General features: G+C 38.3%; 17 protein-coding genes. 2 read left to right on the plus strand and 15 right to left on the minus strand.

All coding sequences use genetic code 11. From position 1 onward, the window contains the following. The 10 genes from RU87_RS03490 to gltB form a co-directional block, all read right to left on the minus strand. Entirely contained in the window at positions 1–609 is a 609-nt protein-coding gene (locus tag RU87_RS03490) for a TVP38/TMEM64 family protein (protein ID WP_068160945.1), read from the minus strand. A 125-nt stretch (positions 610–734) separates the two neighbouring features. Continuing rightward, positions 735–1130 carry a CvfD/Ygs/GSP13 family RNA-binding post-transcriptional regulator gene (locus RU87_RS03495; protein WP_068160950.1) on the minus strand — a complete coding sequence of 132 codons (396 nt, stop codon included), beginning with the start codon at positions 1128–1130 and terminating at the stop codon, positions 735–737. Continuing rightward, positions 1120–1722 (minus strand): peptidylprolyl isomerase, encoded by a 603-nt coding sequence (locus tag RU87_RS09785; protein ID WP_068161081.1) that lies wholly within the window; start codon positions 1720–1722, stop codon positions 1120–1122. Before RU87_RS09785 ends, RU87_RS03495 begins: the two co-directional genes overlap by 11 nt. An 87-nt stretch (positions 1723–1809) precedes the next feature. Then, the gene (locus tag RU87_RS09790; RefSeq protein WP_068160953.1) at positions 1810–2610 is read right to left on the minus strand and encodes a Cof-type HAD-IIB family hydrolase; all 801 of its coding nucleotides are present in this window, start codon (positions 2608–2610) and stop codon (positions 1810–1812) included. 17 nt (positions 2611–2627) lie between these two features. After that, positions 2628–3257 (minus strand): response regulator, encoded by a 630-nt coding sequence (locus RU87_RS03505; protein WP_068160955.1) that lies wholly within the window; start codon positions 3255–3257, stop codon positions 2628–2630. Between the two features lie 81 nt (positions 3258–3338). Further along, a complete protein-coding gene (locus tag RU87_RS03510; RefSeq protein ID WP_068160959.1) occupies positions 3339–4292 on the minus strand; it encodes a sensor histidine kinase in 954 nt (317 codons plus the stop codon). Positions 4293–4301: 9 nt separating this feature from the next. Continuing rightward, positions 4302–4976: a cell wall-active antibiotics response protein LiaF gene (liaF, locus tag RU87_RS03515; RefSeq protein WP_068160962.1), complete on the minus strand. Its 675-nt coding sequence runs from the start codon at positions 4974–4976 to the stop codon at positions 4302–4304. A gap of 113 nt (positions 4977–5089) precedes the next feature. Beyond that, positions 5090–5419, minus strand: a complete 330-nt coding sequence (locus RU87_RS03520) for a metal-sulfur cluster assembly factor (RefSeq protein WP_068160965.1) — start codon at positions 5417–5419, stop codon at positions 5090–5092. A gap of 125 nt (positions 5420–5544) precedes the next feature. Beyond that, positions 5545–6984, minus strand: coding sequence for a glutamate synthase subunit beta (locus RU87_RS03525; protein WP_068160968.1), 1440 nt, complete (start codon positions 6982–6984; stop codon positions 5545–5547). A 1-nt stretch (position 6985) separates the two neighbouring features. Further along, positions 6986–11488: a glutamate synthase large subunit gene (gltB, locus tag RU87_RS03530; RefSeq protein ID WP_068160971.1), complete on the minus strand. Its 4503-nt coding sequence runs from the start codon at positions 11486–11488 to the stop codon at positions 6986–6988. Between the two features lie 322 nt (positions 11489–11810). Here gltB and RU87_RS03535 point away from each other — a divergent pair, with 322 nt between their 5' ends. Then, the gene (locus tag RU87_RS03535; RefSeq protein ID WP_068160973.1) at positions 11811–12164 is read left to right on the plus strand and encodes an iron-sulfur cluster biosynthesis family protein; all 354 of its coding nucleotides are present in this window, start codon (positions 11811–11813) and stop codon (positions 12162–12164) included. Positions 12165–12244: 80 nt separating this feature from the next. On the opposite strand, the gene leuS is transcribed toward RU87_RS03535, so the two are convergent. The 5 genes from leuS to RU87_RS03560 all read right to left on the minus strand — a co-directional run bounded on the left by leuS (position 12245) and on the right by RU87_RS03560 (position 18904). After that, complete coding sequence (gene leuS, locus RU87_RS03540; RefSeq protein WP_068160977.1) at positions 12245–14740, minus strand: leucine--tRNA ligase; 2496 nt, start codon at positions 14738–14740, stop codon at positions 12245–12247. A 176-nt stretch (positions 14741–14916) separates the two neighbouring features. After that, positions 14917–15681 (minus strand): helix-turn-helix domain-containing protein, encoded by a 765-nt coding sequence (locus RU87_RS03545; protein ID WP_068160981.1) that lies wholly within the window; start codon positions 15679–15681, stop codon positions 14917–14919. A gap of 28 nt (positions 15682–15709) precedes the next feature. Continuing rightward, positions 15710–16693 carry a ribose-phosphate diphosphokinase gene (locus tag RU87_RS03550; RefSeq protein ID WP_068160985.1) on the minus strand — a complete coding sequence of 328 codons (984 nt, stop codon included), beginning with the start codon at positions 16691–16693 and terminating at the stop codon, positions 15710–15712. A 156-nt stretch (positions 16694–16849) separates the two neighbouring features. After that, on the minus strand, positions 16850–18097 hold the full coding sequence (ftsY, locus tag RU87_RS03555; protein ID WP_068160989.1) for a signal recognition particle-docking protein FtsY: 1248 nt from the start codon (positions 18095–18097) through the stop codon (positions 16850–16852). Then, positions 18098–18904: a Cof-type HAD-IIB family hydrolase gene (locus RU87_RS03560; RefSeq protein WP_068160991.1), complete on the minus strand. Its 807-nt coding sequence runs from the start codon at positions 18902–18904 to the stop codon at positions 18098–18100. Between the two features lie 240 nt (positions 18905–19144). On the opposite strand from RU87_RS03560, the gene RU87_RS03565 reads away from it, so the two are divergent. Further along, positions 19145–19534 (plus strand): nuclear transport factor 2 family protein, encoded by a 390-nt coding sequence (locus tag RU87_RS03565; protein ID WP_068160992.1) that lies wholly within the window; start codon positions 19145–19147, stop codon positions 19532–19534. Positions 19535–19545: the final 11 nt, after the last annotated feature.

Consider the following 19545-nt stretch of genomic DNA (forward strand, 5'->3'; position numbering starts at 1 on the left):
TCATGTTAAGAAGTGGGTCAATGCGCTACCACCATGAATTAAGAGGTAAGAATACAAAAATATCGGTAGTGGTTTACCCAAAAATATGGTAAATAGAAAGAATTTCCACGACATCTTTGTTTGACTAGAGACCAAAACTAAAGCATCATCTGGGGCTATAGGCAGTAAAATAATACCAAAAAAAATCCAATCGAATTTTTTTTGCCCCTTATTTACCCAAGACATGTATTTGTTATAATTTTTTTCCTTGATAAATGTTTTAACCAGTGCGCCGCCATAAACGCGACCCAGGTGAAATAAAATGATTGACCCAATGACGATACCGACATAATTATAAATAAATCCTTTATAGGGGCCAAAAATCATCACTCCTGCCGCAGTGGTAATCCCTCCAGGGATAATCGGTACGACAACTTGTATGATTTGTAAACCAATAAAAATAAACGGACCTAATAAATTATGGGCTAGTACTAACTCAGAAAGTGCTTTAGGATCTTGTAGAATACCGATTCGATAAAGAAAATATCCCCCCACCACACAGGCAATCATCCCAGCAATCGATATAATATTAAAAATAATTTGGATAATTTTTAAGACCTTTTCATTCATACATTCATATCCTATTACACTACTTTTATTCCACACTAAAAACGACGTGACTTGCGGGTGTTAAGTCAAACATAAATTTTTCACATCTCGCCATGACACAGTTATCCTCGATGGTCATGCATCAATTAATGCTTATGCAACCCTTTTACTTCTTTTAAATAAGTCAATTGTTCTTTAGTCCACTCACCTAATTGTTCTTTAAAGGGACGAAAGCCAATCTTGTTTGTGGGATTATTAAAATGAAATCTGCGTTGCATGTGGTGTGTTTTAGGATGCGTTTCTAATGTTCTAAAACTCAAAGACACTTTACCATTATACTCATCTATGTCGATGACTTGGGCATCACAAACCTGACCCACCTCAACAAGTGCATGGATGTCAGCTACGTAGCTAGATTTGATTTCAGAGATATGAATCAACCCTCTGTGTTCACCAAACTTCACAAAAGCACCGTACTTTTGTAAGCCGGTCACTTCAACAGCTAGAATATCACCAATTTTAACAGTTTGATTATGCTTCATCTATTTTTTTCTCTAATTCAATGCTGAGAATTTCAATGTCGTCTTGCGGTTTATCTTGGGCACCTGTTGGTGCTTTAGCAATCCGATCAAGTGTTTCAAAGCTTTCACCATCAAGTAATTGGCCAAAGACAGTATGACGGCCATCAAGATGTGGTGTGCCGCCAGCAGTATAAATTTCAGCGATTTCCTCAGGCCATCCACCTTTTACAAGAGCAGATTTGTCGTAAGGTAAGTTTTCATTTTGTACGATGAAAAATTGGCTACCATTTGTATTTGGTCCAGCGTTTGCCATCGATAACGCACCTCTGATATTAAACGCTTTATCAGAAAATTCATCTTCAAACTTTTCACCATAGATGGAAGCACCACCCATACCTGTACCAGTCGGATCACCACCCTGGATCATGAAATCACGGATAATACGGTGGAAAATAACACCATTATAATACCCAGTTTCAGCTAATTCGATAAAGTTAGCAACTGTTTTTGGTGCTATGTCATCAAATAATTTGACTTTAAGGTCTCCTAAATTTGTGTGAATCGTTGCAATCGTACCGTTATAGTTCGCAATATCTGCTTGTGGATATGTAATTGTCATTTTTTTCTTCCTTTTTTAATTATATTTGTTTACGCACATGTGTGCATGATTACGACTACGCGAACAGAATGTTTGCGTATATTAGATCAACGCCAACGTTTTTAAAGCTTTCTCAATACCATCATTTTCAACTGAATCTGTCACATAGTCTGCACTGGCCAAGATAGCAGGATGTGATACTTTCATCGCAACAGATATCCCGCCAAATTCAAATAGTTCCAGATCATTGAGTTCATCACCAAAATTCATGACATTTTCTGGACTAAGTCCGAGTTGTTTTAAAACTCGACTAACCCCATCTGCCTTACTACCAGCTATCGGCACAATATCTGAGGAATGAGGATGCCATCTGACTTGTCTAACTTTGTTTACTAATTCATCTGGTAAGACGAGCTGATCATCATGATCTGATAGTGATAACACTTGATAGATGTCATGTATGTCATGATAGTCAGGGTTGACTGATAATTCACCATAAATTGGTGATATAGCTTGTGCAACAACTTCGTTCCAGGATGAGGCAACGACATTATCTGACCCATAAAAAACATAATCACTATCACAATTCTTTAGCCAACTTAAAATACTTGCTACCGTACTTTTAGGTAATGGATTATTGTAGATTAACTGATCAGAGCTATCAATAACGTAGGCACCATTCGCAGTGACAAAAAAATCAGGGTTAAGTGCCTTAATCTCAGGTAAAACACCATAAAAATTCCTACCAGTAGCAATACCAGTTAGGATACCTTTTTTACGAAGCAGCTCAAAAACACGTGGGATAGAGTCTGGCATATATCCTGTATTTTTAACACGTAACGTATCGTCAATATCAAAAAAAATTATTTTGGTTTGCTTAGCTTTGTTTAGTAAGTCCTTCATAATTATATTATACCATTTCAACTAATTTTATGCTTAATTGCATATATTGCTGCCTGAGTTCGATCTTCTACTTGTAACTTCGCTAAGATGTTAGAGACATGTGTCTTAACTGTCTTTAGCGAAATAAATAAAGCGTCACTTATTTCTTGATTTGATAAACCTTTAGCAATTTCTTTAAGGACTTCTGATTCACGCGCAGTTAACCCATCATGTAAAGTTGGTTGTGCATGCTGTTTTTCATAAATTTTTTGTCTAACACTTTCGGAAATCACATCTTGACCTTGAGCGATTTTGCGAACAGAGTCAGCAATCTCTACAGCTTGAGAGGTTTTTAAAATATAGCCTTTCACACCAGCTTCAAGTGCGGGAAATATTTTTTCATCATCTAAAAAGCTAGTTAAAATCAAAATTTTCATCTCTGGATTGTCTTGCAGTATTGTTTTAGATGCCTCTATACCATCCATCTTATCCATCACCAAATCCATCAAGATAACATCTGGTTGGTACTGCTTTGCTTTGAGTACCCCGTCAAGACCATCTACTGCCTCAGCAACCACCTCAAGATCATCTTGCATATTAAGATAGCTTGACAATCCCAACCGCACCATTTCATGATCATCTACTAGCATCAATGCTATTTTTCCCATAATTTTTCCTTACTAATCATTCCTATACTATTACACAACTATTTGCTATCAATTTATAAGCTACTTGTTTCTAAACACTAATCAATATGACTTTGCAGTCTTTGGAATAACAATCTTCACGGTCGTGCCTAACCCAGGTGCTGACTGCCACTCAACTGTCCCACCTAAAGAAAGTGTTCTCTCCTTGATATTTTTCACACCTTGACTTGCTGTCATTTCGATTGAGGTATCAAATCCAACACCATCATCTTTCACAACCAATACCAAAGTTCCTTTTGTTTGAGAAAAAGAAATCTCAATATGTTTCGCCTTAGCATGCCGTAACGTATTTGATAAGAGCTCTTGTGTCATCCTAAAAATATTATTTTCAATATTTTTATCAGCTGTTATTTCTGCAACACTTGCTGTTATTTTAGCTGATATTTTTGCCTGTAGTTCAGCTACTAAGATATTTAAGCCATCGCTCAATGGTTTATCTGCTAACTCTGCAGGCCTTAGATGTAATAAAAGTGCACGCATTTCATCTTGTGCTTCATGCAAAATTTTTAGCGTTAAGCTTGCCTGACTCATGACTTGTTTTGAACTTAGATTAGGATTATCTACGACAGACGATAAAATCATAGTCGCAGCAAATAATTCTTGGCTTACCGAGTCATGTAACTCTCTAGATATTCTAATACGTTCAGCTTCCACTATAGAGGCTTGTTCAGTATTTTGGGTGACAGATAAATTTTGCAACTCAGAAGACATCTCTTGCTGGCGTATGGCTAAAACTTGTAATGACTCAAACTCTGGCATCTCGTTATTGAGAATTCTGTCGATATCTTGATGCAACTCATGCTTTTTCTCACTATAAGTCATTAAAAAGAACAAGACATAAAACAAGGTTAATATAGCTGAGACAGTGATGATGAGCCATGTGGCTTTCAAGTCAACCAAATTAATATCTAGTAAACTAAGTAACGCGATTAAGGCGCCAACATTTATTAAAAAGCAACTTGTAAATGTCGTTACTATATTTCTTTTTAATATCATTTGGTCTGCCTATCCTTTAACTATTTCTACACTACCACGACCAACATGAATCGTAATTCTAATGCGTTTTTCAGACGTACCAAAATCAGGCGTCATATATCTCACATGTTCCGCATTCACTTTTGTAATCTCATCGAAAATCTTTACGACACCAGAGATTGCGGTAACATCTAATACGACAGCAACATCATCAGGCACGATAATTGTCGTATTACCAGATGCTTTCTTGATGTTTAATTCATTTCCCGCTGGTTGAAAAACTGTTGTTGCTAAATCAATCACATCATTTCCAGATAATCGTGACACTGTATGATCGTCTTTCGATTCAAAAATACCACGACGTTGAAAATTATTTTCATTTTCGTCATACGTATTTTGACCATGTACAGAGGTGTAGCGGATACCAGATGATTTCCAAAAGAGAATCCCTATGATAATTGGGAAAATCAAGGCAATCCAAGTATAGCCGTTGGCTACAAAAATGATTAAGGCAACAACGCCTAAAGCAATTGCAAATTGTTTTAACACACGTTGCAGTTGTCTAGAGGTAACACGAGTCGACAAGAAAGTTAATAATAACCCTAAGCCAACCACTATTAAAAACATGCGATTTTTAAGGAGAGATACTCCCAAAAGCACAAGTATAATGACTTCGATAATCATAAAAAATTTAAATTTATTCATAGGTCTATTTTACCATTTTAGTATCAAAAAAAATCAGCCATTAGACTGATTTCAAATCTGTATCTTATCTTCAAAACATCATGAAAACAGGTAACAGATATAGCATATTTCCCTTATCTAATCCCAAGTGCAATACGAGCATAACGGCTCATTTTGTCGACGCTCCATGCTGGATACCAAACAAGTTTCACATCAACCTCAGAGACTTCTGGTACTTCTTTTAGGGCATCGTGGATTTGTTCAGTCAAAAGATCCGCTAATGGACAACCCATCGTTGTGAGTGTCATTTGAATTTCTGTTCTACCAGAGTCTTCAAATTCAATCGCATAAACAAGTCCTAAGTTAATGATATCAACACCTAATTCAGGGTCGATAACACCTTCTAGTGCTGATAGGATTCTATCTTTGATTTTCTCAACTTCTTCAGTTGTATAAGTTGCCATATATTTTCAACCTTCCATTATTCATCGCTTAATAGCTTTATTCTATCAAAAAAATTTATTTTTGACAAACTTATTTGACTAATGACACAAAAATGGTACCCTACAGATACCATTTTTTACTGTGATTACTGTGTCACTAACACACGTAATGTTTCATCTATTTTTTCAGCAGTCTTACGACCTTCACGAATCGCCCAAATAACGAGAGATGGTCCACGTTTAGCATCGCCTGAAACGTATACTTTTTCATTATCTGTTGTATTGTCATCAAAAATTTGATTGACGCCAAATCCTTGGAAAACTGATTGTTCAGCACCAGTGAAGCCCATTGCTAGCAAGACTAAATCTGCTTTCAAAGTTTCTTCAGTACCTTCAACTGGTTTAAAATCAGGACCTACTTTGACAGTATTGATCGCAATTAGCTGACCACGTTCTGCACCGATAAATTCAGTTGTTGACGTCGCATAACGTGTCAAGTTGATGTTACCTGCAGCAATCGCTTCTTCTTGACCATAGCCTTCACGACCAACCATCGGATACTCAGGCCACGGATTTGACTCTGTCCGTTGGTTAGGAAGTTGAGGTGTGATTTCTAATTGTGTTACACTAGCAGCACCTAAGCGGACAGCAGTACCGATACAGTCATTACCTGTATCACCACCACCAATGACAACAACATGTTTGCCTTTTAGTGATTGGCGCATTTTTTTGTCGCCATTAGCTAGTACAACTTTTGTGACATCTGTTAAGAAATCAACTGCAAACTTAACGCCGTTTAACTCACGACCTGGTATTTGTAGATCACGTGGCACGCTAGCACCAGTTGCAACGATCACACGGTCATAATCTGCCGTTAATGTTTCATAAGCGATATCACGGCCAATTTCAGTATTTGCAACAAATTCAATACCGATTTCTTTCATAACATCGATACGTCGCTCAACGATATCTTTGTCTAATTTCATATTAGGGATACCGTACATGAGTAAACCACCAAAACGATCAGCACGTTCAAAAATCGTCACGTTATGTCCTAATTGGTTTAATCTCCAAGCTGCAGATAACCCGGCAGGTCCTGAACCTACGATCGCAACTCTAAAGTCTGTACGTTCTTTAGGACGACCGCTGTCAGCAACCCAGCCATTTTCAAAAGCATTATCGATGATAAACCGTTCATTATCATGAATAGTCACACCCTCACCATTTAAAGCTTCCGTACAACTTTTTTCACAAGGTGCTGGACAAACTCGACCCGTCATCTCAGGAATTGGGTTAGTTCTAGCTAATCTTTCGAATGCTTTTTTAAATTCTCCACGATAGACTAAGTCATTCCACTCTGGGATAAGATTATCATTTGGACAACCAGATACTGCACGGCCTCCGCCATAAAAATCACCTTCATGACAGAAAGGAATCCCACAGCCCATACAGCGAGCTGCTTGCTCTTGTCGTTCTTCCACATCAAGTGGCACTTGTAATTCTTTAAAGTCTAACACGCGTTCAGCAACAGAACGATAAGGGTTATCCTTACGTTTGTATTTCAAAAAACCAAATGGATCTGCCATATTATTGTCCCCCTACTTTAATTAACTCAGCCTTTTCCTCTGCAGGAGTACTCATTGCTTTTTCAAATGTCGCCATCTCAAGTTCAGCACCAGTCAAGCCATCTTCACTTAGTAAATGCTCAATTTCTTTAATTTCATGGTACTCTGTTGGATAAACTTTGACAAATTTGTCAACTGCATTGTCCCAATCTGCTAGCAAGGCTTTTGCTTTTTCAGATCCTGTATAAGTTGCATGGTTTTCAACCATTTCTTTCAAGACTTCATCTCCACGTGTTTGGCCAACTTTATAAAGATCAACCATTTCCATGTTAACTTTAGATGAGAAGTCACCTTTGCTGTCATAGACATAAGCGACACCGCCACTCATACCTGCACCAAAGTTTTGACCAGTACTACCAAGGATAACAGCTAGGCCACCAGTCATGTACTCACAACCATGTTCTCCAACACCTTCAACAACAACTTTGGCACCTGAGTTACGGACACAGAAACGTTCACCTGCACGCCCACGGAAGTATGCTTCACCACGAACAGCACCAAATAATGATACGTTACCTACAATAGGAGAAGCTTCTACATTAAAGCCAGCATCTACTGGTGGCTTAACGATGATACGACCACCTGATAAAGACTTACCAATATAGTCATTGGCTTCACCAATCAATGTAATTTCCATCCCTTGTGTTGCAAAGGATCCAAATGATTGACCTGCAATACCTGTGTATTCATATTTAATCAATCCAGGTGTTAACGCATAGTTACCATAACGTTCTGCAATCCATCCTGCCATACGTGCACCGGCTGTACGTGTTACGTTATTAATTGGTGATTTGATTGTCACACCAGTACCGTTATCAATAGCAGCTTGAGCAAATCCATCGAGTTCTTTCCACTGACGTTCCTCGATAAACGGATCGATAACTTTACGTTCAATTGGCATTGTTGTGCCAAGAATACGGCTGAAATCAAGTGATTTTGATTTACCTTTTGCGATAAATTTAGGTTTTAACACTTCTGCATGACCGATCATTTCATCTACTGAACGGAAGCCTAATTCAGCCATAATTTCACGGAGATCTTGCGCTAAGAATTTCATGGCATTCACGACATGTTCAGGTTTCCCAACAAAGTGAGCGCGAAGTTTAGGATCTTGCGTTGCTACACCAACTGGACAAGTATTTAATGAACATACACGCATCATGACACACCCAACAGCAACTAGAGCAAGAGACGCAAATGAATACTCCTCAGCACCTAAGAGTGCTGCTACTGCAATATCACGTCCTGTCATTAATTTACCATCAGTTTCAAGCGTCATGCGTTGTCTCAAATTATTTAGCGTTAACGTTTGGTGCGCTTCAGCTAATCCCATTTCCCAAGGTAATCCGGCATCACGAACTGAGTTACGAGGAGATGCTCCTGTACCACCGTCATACCCTGCGATAACAACTTTATCTGCACCAGCTTTAACACAACCTGTTGCGATTGTCCCAACACCAGTAGACGATACAAGTTTCACATTCACTTTAGCATATGGGTTGACTGTTTTAAGATCATAGATCAACTGTGCCAAATCTTCGATAGAGTAAATATCATGATGTGGTGGTGGTGAAATTAGGGTAACACCTGGCGTAGATCCACGAATTTCTGCTACCCATGGGAAGGCTTTACCACCTGGTAGTTGTCCACCTTCACCAGGTTTAGCACCTTGGGCAAGCTTAATTTGTAACTCTTCAGCACTCATGACATATTCGGCATTAACACCAAAACGACCAGATGCGATTTGTTTAATTTTTGAATTAAGATTTGTACCATCTGCTTGTTTATAATAACGCGCACGATTTTCTCCACCCTCACCAGAGTTGGATTTTGCACCAATCGAATTCATGGCTTCCGCAATTGTTTCATGTGCTTCTTTAGAAAGAGAGCCAAAACTCATGGCACCAACTTTAAAGCGTGTCACGATATTTTCAACAGGTTCCACTTCTGAAAGCGCAACAGGTGTTCTCTTGTGTTTAAATTCCCAGATATGACGAAGGTTTGTTGGTGTTTCATCAGCTTCAACATGTAACTCTTCAGCATATGCTTTATACAAGTCATAATTACCTTGACGAACTGCTTTTTGGAAATTATAAATTGTTAATGGGTTATAAATATGATGTTCACCATCGGTTTTGAACTGATAAGAACCTCCTGATGGTAAAGTTTCATGGCTACGTGGACCGTAAGCAAACGCATAGCGTTCTAGGTATTCTGTTTCGATTTGGTGAAGTGATAGCCCACCAATACGTGTCACAGTGCCACGGAAATATTTGTTAACAACATCAGTTGATAGCCCAACCGCTTCAAAGAGCTGTGCACCTTTATACCCTGAAATCGTTGAGATACCCATACGACTCATGACCTTGATGATGCCTTTTTCAGCAGCATGTAGGAATGATTCGATCTTATCACCTTTTTTATAGTCGGTTAATGTTGCATAAGCACCATATGGGTGAATGGCACTTGCACCATAGCCGATAAGTGTTGCAAAATGATGGACTTCGTTGACTTCAGCAGTGTCTACTACAATCGAGAATTGGCTTCCTTTGCCTTTTTCGACCATGTAGTTGTACAAGCCAGATGTCGCAAGTAAGATAGGAATCGGCATACGGCCTTCTGCTTGATCACGATCGCTCAAAATAATAATGCTAGTGCCTTTATCAACAGCTTCCTCAGCCACTTTGAACATATCAACTAAAGCATTTTCTAAACGATTAGGAACATCTTTAGTAACGTCATAAAGCGTTGTCACCAGCTGTGCTTTATGCTTTTTATCTTTGTTAAAGAGGATTTTTTCAAAATCTTGTGTAGATAAAACAGGACTATCTAGTTTCAGTTTGACACAGTTATCAGCGCCATCAACACGTAAATCTCCATCACGACCAAGGTACACTTCTGTTCCGACAACGATTTTTTCACGAATCGCATCGATTGGTGGATTAGTAACTTGTGCGAATTGTTGTTTGAAATAAGTAAAGAGAGACTGATTTTGTTGAGATAAAACAGCAAGTGGGCTGTCATATCCCATCGAAATAACAGGTTCTTGACCATAGTCAGCCATCGGTACAATAACTGTTCTGATTACCTCATCAGTGTAACCGAACAATTTATGCATGGTGTTGAGTTGAGACTCAGTCATCTCTGGCAGTTTCTTATCTTCTTTAATCTCATCGATATGACTTAAGTTTTTAGCTAACCATTTTTCATATGGATACTGAGCTGCATAATGTTTTTTAACTTCTTCATTACGTAGAATTTTTCCGTTAACTGTATCCACTAACATCATGTTACCAGGTCCAAGTACACCTTTTTCCACAACACGACTAGGGGCAAAATCAACAACACCAGACTCTGAAGAACAGACGATAAAGTTATCTTCAGTAATGCTATAACGACTTGGACGTAAACCGTTACGGTCAAGACGCGCACCAACTGTATCTCCATCTGTAAAGACTAATGCTGCTGGACCATCCCAAGGTGCCATAAATGATGACGTATACTCATAAAATGATGTCAACTCAGGAGATAATGCAGCCTCTTCACCCCAAGCTTCAGGGATCATCATGAGGAGCGCATGTGACATATCACGACCATTACGGTAAAGATATTCCATACAGTTTTCAAGTTTAGCTGAATCTGAATTTTCTTCGTTATAAATTTCAATTTTGTGCGACGTCATCCAGTTTTCAGCACCGCGCAATGTATTGATTTCACCATTGTGTGCAAGATAACGAAACGGTTGTGCACGATCCCATGATGGAAATGTATTCGTAGAAAAACGTGAGTGTGTCAACGCAATCGTTGATTTAAAATCAGGATCTGATAAATCAGGATAGAAGGTCCGAACTTGAAAGGCATGAAGCATCCCTTTGTAAACAATCGTTTTGCTTGATAAAGAACAGATAAATAACTCAGAAGTGGCAAATGTTTTCTCAAGTTTACGACGCAGGCGATAAAGTCTATCTTCAAAATCACGACCACTTTCGCTGTCGCTAGGTTTAGAAATAATAAACTGGACAAAGGCAGGCATGATCTCTTGTGCTGCCGGTCCACAATTATCAAAATTGAATGGCACATCACGCGTTAAGAGGACTTGGTAGCCATCTGCTTGCAATTCATTCACTATCGATTTGCAAAGTTCAACTTTTTTATCTGTTTCTTTAGGTAAGAAAAATTGACCAACTGCATAGTCGCCTGCTTTAGGCAAATCGATCAATTCTTCTGAAGTTACTTTAACAAAAAATTCATGAGGCATGGCAAAAAGTGCCCCTGCACCATCACCAGTATCAGGCTCTGCCCCTGTACCACCACGATGATTCATCCGTTCAAGAATCGTCATCGCATAGTCTACTAATTCATGTGTTGCTTTACCATCTATTTGGGCAATAAAGCCCATACCGCAGGCATCAGACTCGAAAGTCTGGTCCCACAAAGTTTGCTGTCTAGCTTGTAATTTATCCATTAGTTCATCCTCTCACAGATAATGTCAAAAACCTTTTACTTTTATGAGGTTGTCTGACAAAAGATATAAGACAATTCTACCAAAAAATCAAGAAATTGACAAGCAAGTTTTCTGAAAATTCATTATTTTTGATAACAGTTTGATATACATTTGGTAAATACCAATTGAAAGCTAAAATTTGCCATTTAATTAGTAAGCATTTTCCTGATTTTTAGTATCAAATCTCGATAAGTTAAATCAGATGAAACGTGTTAAATTCTATAAACGAGTACTTTGTAAATATCAGCAGCAAAGCGTATACTATTAGTAAGGAGGTAAGCTCATGAAACTCACAGTTGATGAAGCTGTCTTAAATCGCTTAAATGATTGGGAAAAAGCTGATATCGTTTTAGATTACGATCAAACGCTAGGTGAAAATGGCAGACCTGTAGATGGGTGTGCGATTGGTACACGCTTTAGACTTGTTGCCATTGACCAAAATTCAGTTCCAGATATATTTGCAGTCATTATCGACTCAAATCTTGGCCCCATCTATTTTAAGAAAGATGGCGAAATGTTTTTAACAAAAGATATGACACTAACGCAAGCCGCAGATTTTCGCATTCAGTTAAAAGATGCCGGTGCCTTGATCGATAGCAATGTCCAAATTGTAGATTTAAGGACAAGTAAACCTTAATACCAACAAACTATCACATATAAAAAAGCAAGAGTCATTATGATGTCGTACACATCATAATGACTCTTGCTTTTTTTATATTAATTTGCCACGATGTTGACTAATTTGTCAGGCACAGCGATGACTTTTCTAACTGTTTTTCCAGCAATTAATGACTGGATCACGTCATTTTCTAATGCAAGTTTTTCAAGATCAGCCTTGCTAGATCCTGTTGGTACCATAAGCTTAGCTTTATTTTTACCTAAAACTTGAAGCACGATTTCAACTTCATCATCAACGAGTTTACTCTCATCAAATGTTGGCCAGGCAACATAAGAAATGCCTTTTTCACCTGTTATTGTTTCCCAGAGTTCTTCTCCCAAATGTGGTGCAAATGGTGCAAGCAGCTGGATGAATCCTTTAGCATATGCTTCAGGAATTTCAGAGCATTTATTAGCAGCATTAACAAATATCATCAATTGTGAAATAGCTGTATTGAATTTAAGTGCTTCCAGATGTTCTGTCACAAATTTAACTGTTTCATGGTAAACACGACTGAGTTGTCCATCATTTTCAGCTGTAATTGTTTTCTCAGTGAACAAACGATAAACACGCTCTAAGAATTTACGTGAGCCTTCCAGACCTTCAGCAGACCATGCAATACTCGCATCTAGTGGCCCCATAAACATCTCATATAATCTTAATGTGTCAGCGCCATATTGGTCAACGACATCATCAGGGTTAATCACGTTTTTCAATGATTTAGACATCTTGGCAGGACCTTGTTCGAGCAGTTCACCATTTTCTATGTTATAGAACTGACCGTCTCTTGCTTCTACCTTATCAGATGCAACTAAAGCGCCACGACTATCGCGATAGCTCGTCCCTAAAATCATACCTTGATTATACAATTTCTGGAAGGGTTCTTTTGTTGGCACCACACCGATATCGTATAAGAATTTATGCCAGAAACGTGCATAAAGTAAGTGCAAGACCGCATGTTCAGCACCACCGATATAGATATCAACTGGTAACCATTCTTTTAATAACTCAGGATCTGCTAATGCTTGCTGATTCTTAGGATCTATGTAACGTAGGAAATACCAGCTAGACCCAGCCCACTGTGGCATCGTATTTGTTTCGCGTCGTCCCTTAACACCATCTTCTCTGACAACACTCAACCAATCTGTTAGGTTAGCAAGTGGTGATTCACCAGTACCAGATGGTTTGATATCAGTTGTTTTAGGCAAGATAAGTGGTAACTCAGACTCAGAAAGTGCCGTCGTTGTGCCATCTTCCCAGTGCACAATCGGAATCGGCTCACCCCAATAACGTTGGCGACTAAACAACCAATCTCTTAAGCGATAAGTTACTTTTTCTTGGCCGCATCCTTTTTCTGATAACCAATTAATCATGTCGTGAATCGCTGTTTGTTTATCAAGCCCATCTAAAAAATCAGAATTGATATGTAAGCCATCTTCTGTATAGGCTTCTTTAGTTACATCTCCACCCTCTATAACAGGCAAGATAGCTAAATCAAATGCTTTAGCAAAATCCCAGTCACGTTGATCGTGTGCTGGCACAGCCATGATTGCACCTGTACCATAACTAGCAAGAACATAGTCAGAAATCCAGATTGGTAACTCAGCACCATTTACTGGGTTGATCGCATATGCACCCGTCCAGACACCTGTTTTGTCTTTAGCTAAATCTGTTCTAGCTAGATCAGATTTAAGGCTAGCTTGATGTTGATACGCTTTGACTGCATCTGCTTGTTCATGACTCTTAATCTGTGATACCAATTCATGCTCAGGTGCTAATACTGCGTAAGTAGCTCCGAAAAGTGTATCAGGACGTGTTGTAAATACGGTAAATGTTTCATCAGTATCTTTAATTTTAAAGTCAACATTTGCACCAACTGATTTACCAATCCAGTTACGTTGCATATCTTTTACAGATTCTGGCCAATCTACTTCTTCTAAATCATTCAGTAGTCGCTCAGCATATGCTGTAATTTTTAACATCCACTGACGCATTGGTTTACGAACGACAGGATAACCGCCACGCTCTGAAGTCCCATCTGGTAATACTTCTTCATTTGAAATAGCAGTCCCAAGTTCTTCAACCCAGTTAACCGCAACTTCTGCTTCATAGGCTAAGCCTTTTTCATATAGTTTAGTGAAAATCCACTGTGTCCACTTATAATAATCTGGATCTGTCGTATTGATTTCACGATCCCAGTCATATGAAAAACCAAGTGCATTGATTTGACGTTTAAAAGTTTCGATGTTTTGAGCTGTAAATTCTGCTGGATCATTTCCAGTATCCATCGCATACTGCTCTGCTGGAAGCCCAAAAGCATCCCATCCCATCGGGTGTAACACATTATAGCCTTGTGCCCGACGCATACGACTTAAAATATCTGTAGCAGTATAGCCTTCTGGATGGCCAACATGCAAACCAGCACCGCTAGGATATGGGAACATATCTAGTGCATAAAACTTAGGTTTATCTTTATCAGTTCCTGTTTTAAACGTCTGGTTTTCTTGCCAAAAGGCTTGCCATTTTTTCTCAATATCTTGATGATTAAAAGTCATATTATTCTTTCTTTATCTTAGTATATTTCTAGTTAATTGATATAGTTATAGGCTGATGAAAGAGAATCAAGAGAGTAGTCCAATCACTGCTGTAGACTATCTATTTCAAAATTTATCAGCGCTAAAGCCTATTTTATTTTACGCTAATTTAGGTCTTTTTTCAAATTTATCCAGTCTTATCTTTGGGCATAGCCCATTAAACTATACAGTAGCACTAGATCACTCCCGGTTAAACTAAGACCATATTTAGCTTCAAATTTTTTCATTTTTTGTGTCAACGTATTGCGATGAATAAACAGCGTTTTAGCAGTTTGCAGCTGATTCCCATCATTTTGGTAAAGATGCTGGATCAATTCTTGCGCTTCTAAATCAAGCAATAGGCTTTGTTTGATCTTGCTGAGTTGACGATTCGTGACCTGACGCAGTCCCTCTTTAATGAGTGCTTCTGAAAAACTTAAGCCTTGATCAAAGTTTCTCTTTTCAGTCTGGTAGATATCATGTAATTCTGCTTGATCAGAAAATAACCCTATATAGTACGTACACATGACTCCTAAATCTTGACAAAAGGTCATAAGCGTTTGTTTCATTTCAGAATCATATAAGCGATCCATGGCCAGTTGTTCTATCGCAATCCCATAGTCTGATGACTGTTTTTTTATCTTGACAATATTAGGAAAGATTAAGGAGAGTTGTTCAGCTATTATATCAAAATCAGCTGTTTTAAACTGAATAATTCGGTAACTCCCTGAAGGTAATGTGTCAAAAGCACTCTCTTTGTTTGAAAACAAGACCTCAGTAAAGAGCTCGAGTTCTCTTGTCGTCAGCTCGCTCTTTTCAATATAATACTGCCCTCCCTCGTTTTCAAAAGAAAAGACAGATGCCGTATGAGGACTTGGTCCTCGTTTTATAGGATAAACTTTTTCTAAAGCTTCTATTTTCATGACTTTACCAAAAAACGCCCCATGGCGTTTAAACTATATCTTCTGCTTTGACACGCATTTGGAATAATGGTGATAGTGGTCGATTTTCGTGAATCCGGATAATCGCATCCGCAATCAATGCTGAAATCGAAATTTCAGTAATCTTTTCAGATTGACGAATGGTATCTGGCAACTCGATCGTATCAGTTACGACTAGCTTGGTAATTGCTGAGCTTTCAATTCTCTCAAGTGCTGGTCCTGACAAAACGCCATGTGTACATGAAGCGTAGATATCCGTTGCACCTAGTTCTTTTAAGGCATTTGCAGCAAGTGTGATTGTCCCGGCTGTATCGATCATATCATCAATCAAGACACATTTTTTTCCCTTGACATCTCCGATGATATTCATAATTTCAGCAACATTAGCTTTTGGTCGACGTTTATCAATGATTGCGATTGACGTTTTTAAGAAGTCAGCTAACTTACGTGCACGTGTCACACCACCATGGTCAGGTGACACAACAACAACATCGTTATCTTTACCAGTTAACCCAATGCGCTCAAAGTAATCTGCGATCAAAGGGGCCCCCATCAAATGATCGACAGGAATATCAAAGAAACCTTGAATCTGAGACGCGTGAAGGTCAACTGTAACCATACGATCAACCCCTGCCATCTGAATCATATTTGCAACTAATTTAGATGTGATTGGTTCGCGTGGTCTTGCTTTACGGTCTTGACGTGCATAGCCATAATACGGCATCACAACGTTAATCGTGCCTACTGAAGCGCGTTTTAATGCATCAACCATAATCAGCAATTCCATCAAGTTTTCATTAACAGGGCTAGAAGAAGACTGAATTAAAAAGACATGACTACCCCGAACTGATTCCTCGATATTGATTTGAATTTCACCATCACTAAATGTTTTAACTGTACATTTTCCAAGGTCTAGCTCCATATTATTGGCAATTTTTTTTGCCAATTCTTGATTTGAGCTGAGTGCAAATAACTTCAGGTTAGCGTAAGACATGTCATCCTCCAAGATTTTCTAACTTCTATTTTACTATTTTTTAGCCCTTTTGTAAATGACTGGCCCAGATTAGATCACACCAAGGGACTTTGATTGATAAAGCGTGATGCCTCACTTGACATGAGGTTCGTCTAACATTTCTTTAGACACAGTCGATCAAATCAAATCTTGGAACAAGCCTTTAACAAATAATGCTTCATCAAAGTTTTCCAAGTCAGTCATCCCTTCACCTAAACCAACTAATTTTACAGGAATTTTTAATACTTGTTGGATTGTTAAGATAATACCACCTTTGGCAGAACCATCTAATTTTGTAAGGACAATCCCTGTTAACGATGTTACTTTTGAAAATTCTTTAGCTTGTGAAATCGCATTTTGACCTGTCGTCGCATCGAGTGCTAACAAAGTTTCATGTGGTGCATCTGGAATTTCTCTTTTGATGATTTTACCCATTTTTTCGAGTTCTTTCATCAAATTATCCTTATTTTGTAAGCGTCCGGCAGTATCAATCAACAAGATATCAAACTGCTCTGTCTGCGCTCGCTTCACCGCATCAAATACAACTGATGCTGGGTCTGATTTTTCTTTACCGACAACAATCTCAACACCACTACGACGTGACCACTCAACTAACTGATCTGTTGCCCCTGCTCTAAAGGTATCAGCAGCTGCCAATAACACTTTTTTACCCTGTAAGTTAAATCGGTTAGCTAACTTACCTATGGTTGTCGTTTTACCTACACCATTTACGCCCACAAACATCATGACAGTCAAAGGGTCATGCATGAGTAATTCTGTTGCTAAACCAGACTCTCCAAAATTATCTACCATTCTCTCGATAATGACACGCTTCACATCATCTTTAGATTTTGCATTTTGTAGTTTTACTTCATGACGTAAGTCTTCTGTCAGTTGTGTCGCGACATCTACACCAACATCACTCATGATCAAGGTATCTTCTAAGTCTTCAAAGAACTCTTCATCAACAGATCTAAAGTTAGCTAAAAATTCATTAAAGCGTGCACCAAACGATTTACTTGTTTTCTTTAATGACTTTTCGTACTTTGTTTCGATCTCCTCAGGTGTTTCCTCAACCACAACAACAGGTTCAATTTCCTCAACTTCTCTTATCTCAGTTAGGTCTGGTACTGCGACAACTGGATCTACAGACTTCTCTAACTCAGGTGATATGATAGACTGCTCTGCTGCTACATCTAGGGTCGCGTGAACTGGCTCAGAAACCTCTTCCACTATCTCAACCTCAGATTGTAGCTCAGCATCCAACGCGACTGTTTCAGCCGATTCATCTAAGTCTTCTAGATCAAATTTAAAGATATCTGCACTCTGATTTTCTTCAATTTGTTCCTCTATCTTTTTACCAAAAATTTTATCAAATAAACCCATTTAGTCCTCCAAAATATATGTGTTGATTGCCCAGGCAACACCATGCTCGTCATTTGTCAGAGGTGTCGTCATATCTGAAATCGCCTTAACCTGATCAGTTGCGTTTTTCATCGCCACACCAAATCCAGCCCATGTTAACATGGCAATATCATTTTCTTCATCACCCATCGCCATGACATTTTCTCTATCTATCCCTAAAATACCGATCAGTTTTTCAAGTCCAAACGATTTTACAACACCTTTAGGCATAATCTCAAGTAAAATATCTCGTGATTTAAAAATCTCATACTTTTCTTTTAACTCAGCAGGTATTTTAGTCATCTGTTGATCTAAATAATCAGCATCTATAGCACTTACAGCCTTATTATAGATGATATCTTTGGGGATTGTGTCAAACTCTCCCATGGTAAAATCAAGAAAAGGGCTGAATTTTTGATAAAGCGAGTTAGGATTTGTCTCATAACAATGTCCTTCAGAAACAACATCAAACGGTAAATCAAGTTGTGCAAATACCTCATGGATTTCTTTGATATTGTCATATGAGAAAGTTTTCTTTGATAAAATTTCTCCGTTATTACGTTGGACCAAACCTCCGTTGAAGGTAATCGAGTATTCCGTATCTACCAAGAGATCTAATTCACTTAACATATGTTCTATCGCACGTAAAGGGCGGCCTGTCGTAATGACAACATGTACACCTTTTGCCTGTGCAGCCTTTATCGCTCGTTTGCTTTCATCTGAGATTTTTTTGTCATGTGTTAATAAAGTACCGTCTAAATCTAGCGCTAATAATTTTATTTTTGTCATGTGTTCATTATAACACAACGCTTGGATATGCCTCAACAATCGGCTAGCCTTTATGATACTTTATCGTATTGCTTTCAATACTTGACACCAATTAACTAAAAAAGATACTATATTCTATACCATACTATGCCTGTTTCATCAGATAATCACGAATAAATGCCGTCTTAGGTATCAGGTTGAAATATTAAGTTGTGAAGTAATATGTTGTGAAGTATCAATCCTCTTTATAATGGGAGAGTTATGGACAAACAAAAGCAACTGATTCAAGATTATTTTCAAATGTGGCTTGATCGTGAGTTTTCGGCAATAGAGACTATTTTTGATAGACATATTTTTTATCATGAATGTTATGGTGCTTGCTATCAAGGCATAGATCAGATACAACTATGGCTTAAGCAGCAGCTCAAACAGCAACATGTCTTAAAATGGGACATTCATGATATGCATGTCACTGAGCCTTTTTACTTTGTTACTTGGACTTTTCAAGCTAAAGAAGCTGACGCATCTTATATTTTTGATGGGATGTCAAAAATTAAATTCAGTCAAGCGAGTAATAAACTAATAGAAATAGTCGAATATGAAACAAAACTCGGTACAGTTTATCCCTACAATAAAAATGCATCACTATAGCTAAACAACAG

The organism is Pseudolactococcus plantarum, assembly GCF_002441715.1.
In the GTDB taxonomy this organism is placed as follows: domain Bacteria; phylum Bacillota; class Bacilli; order Lactobacillales; family Streptococcaceae; genus Pseudolactococcus; species Pseudolactococcus plantarum.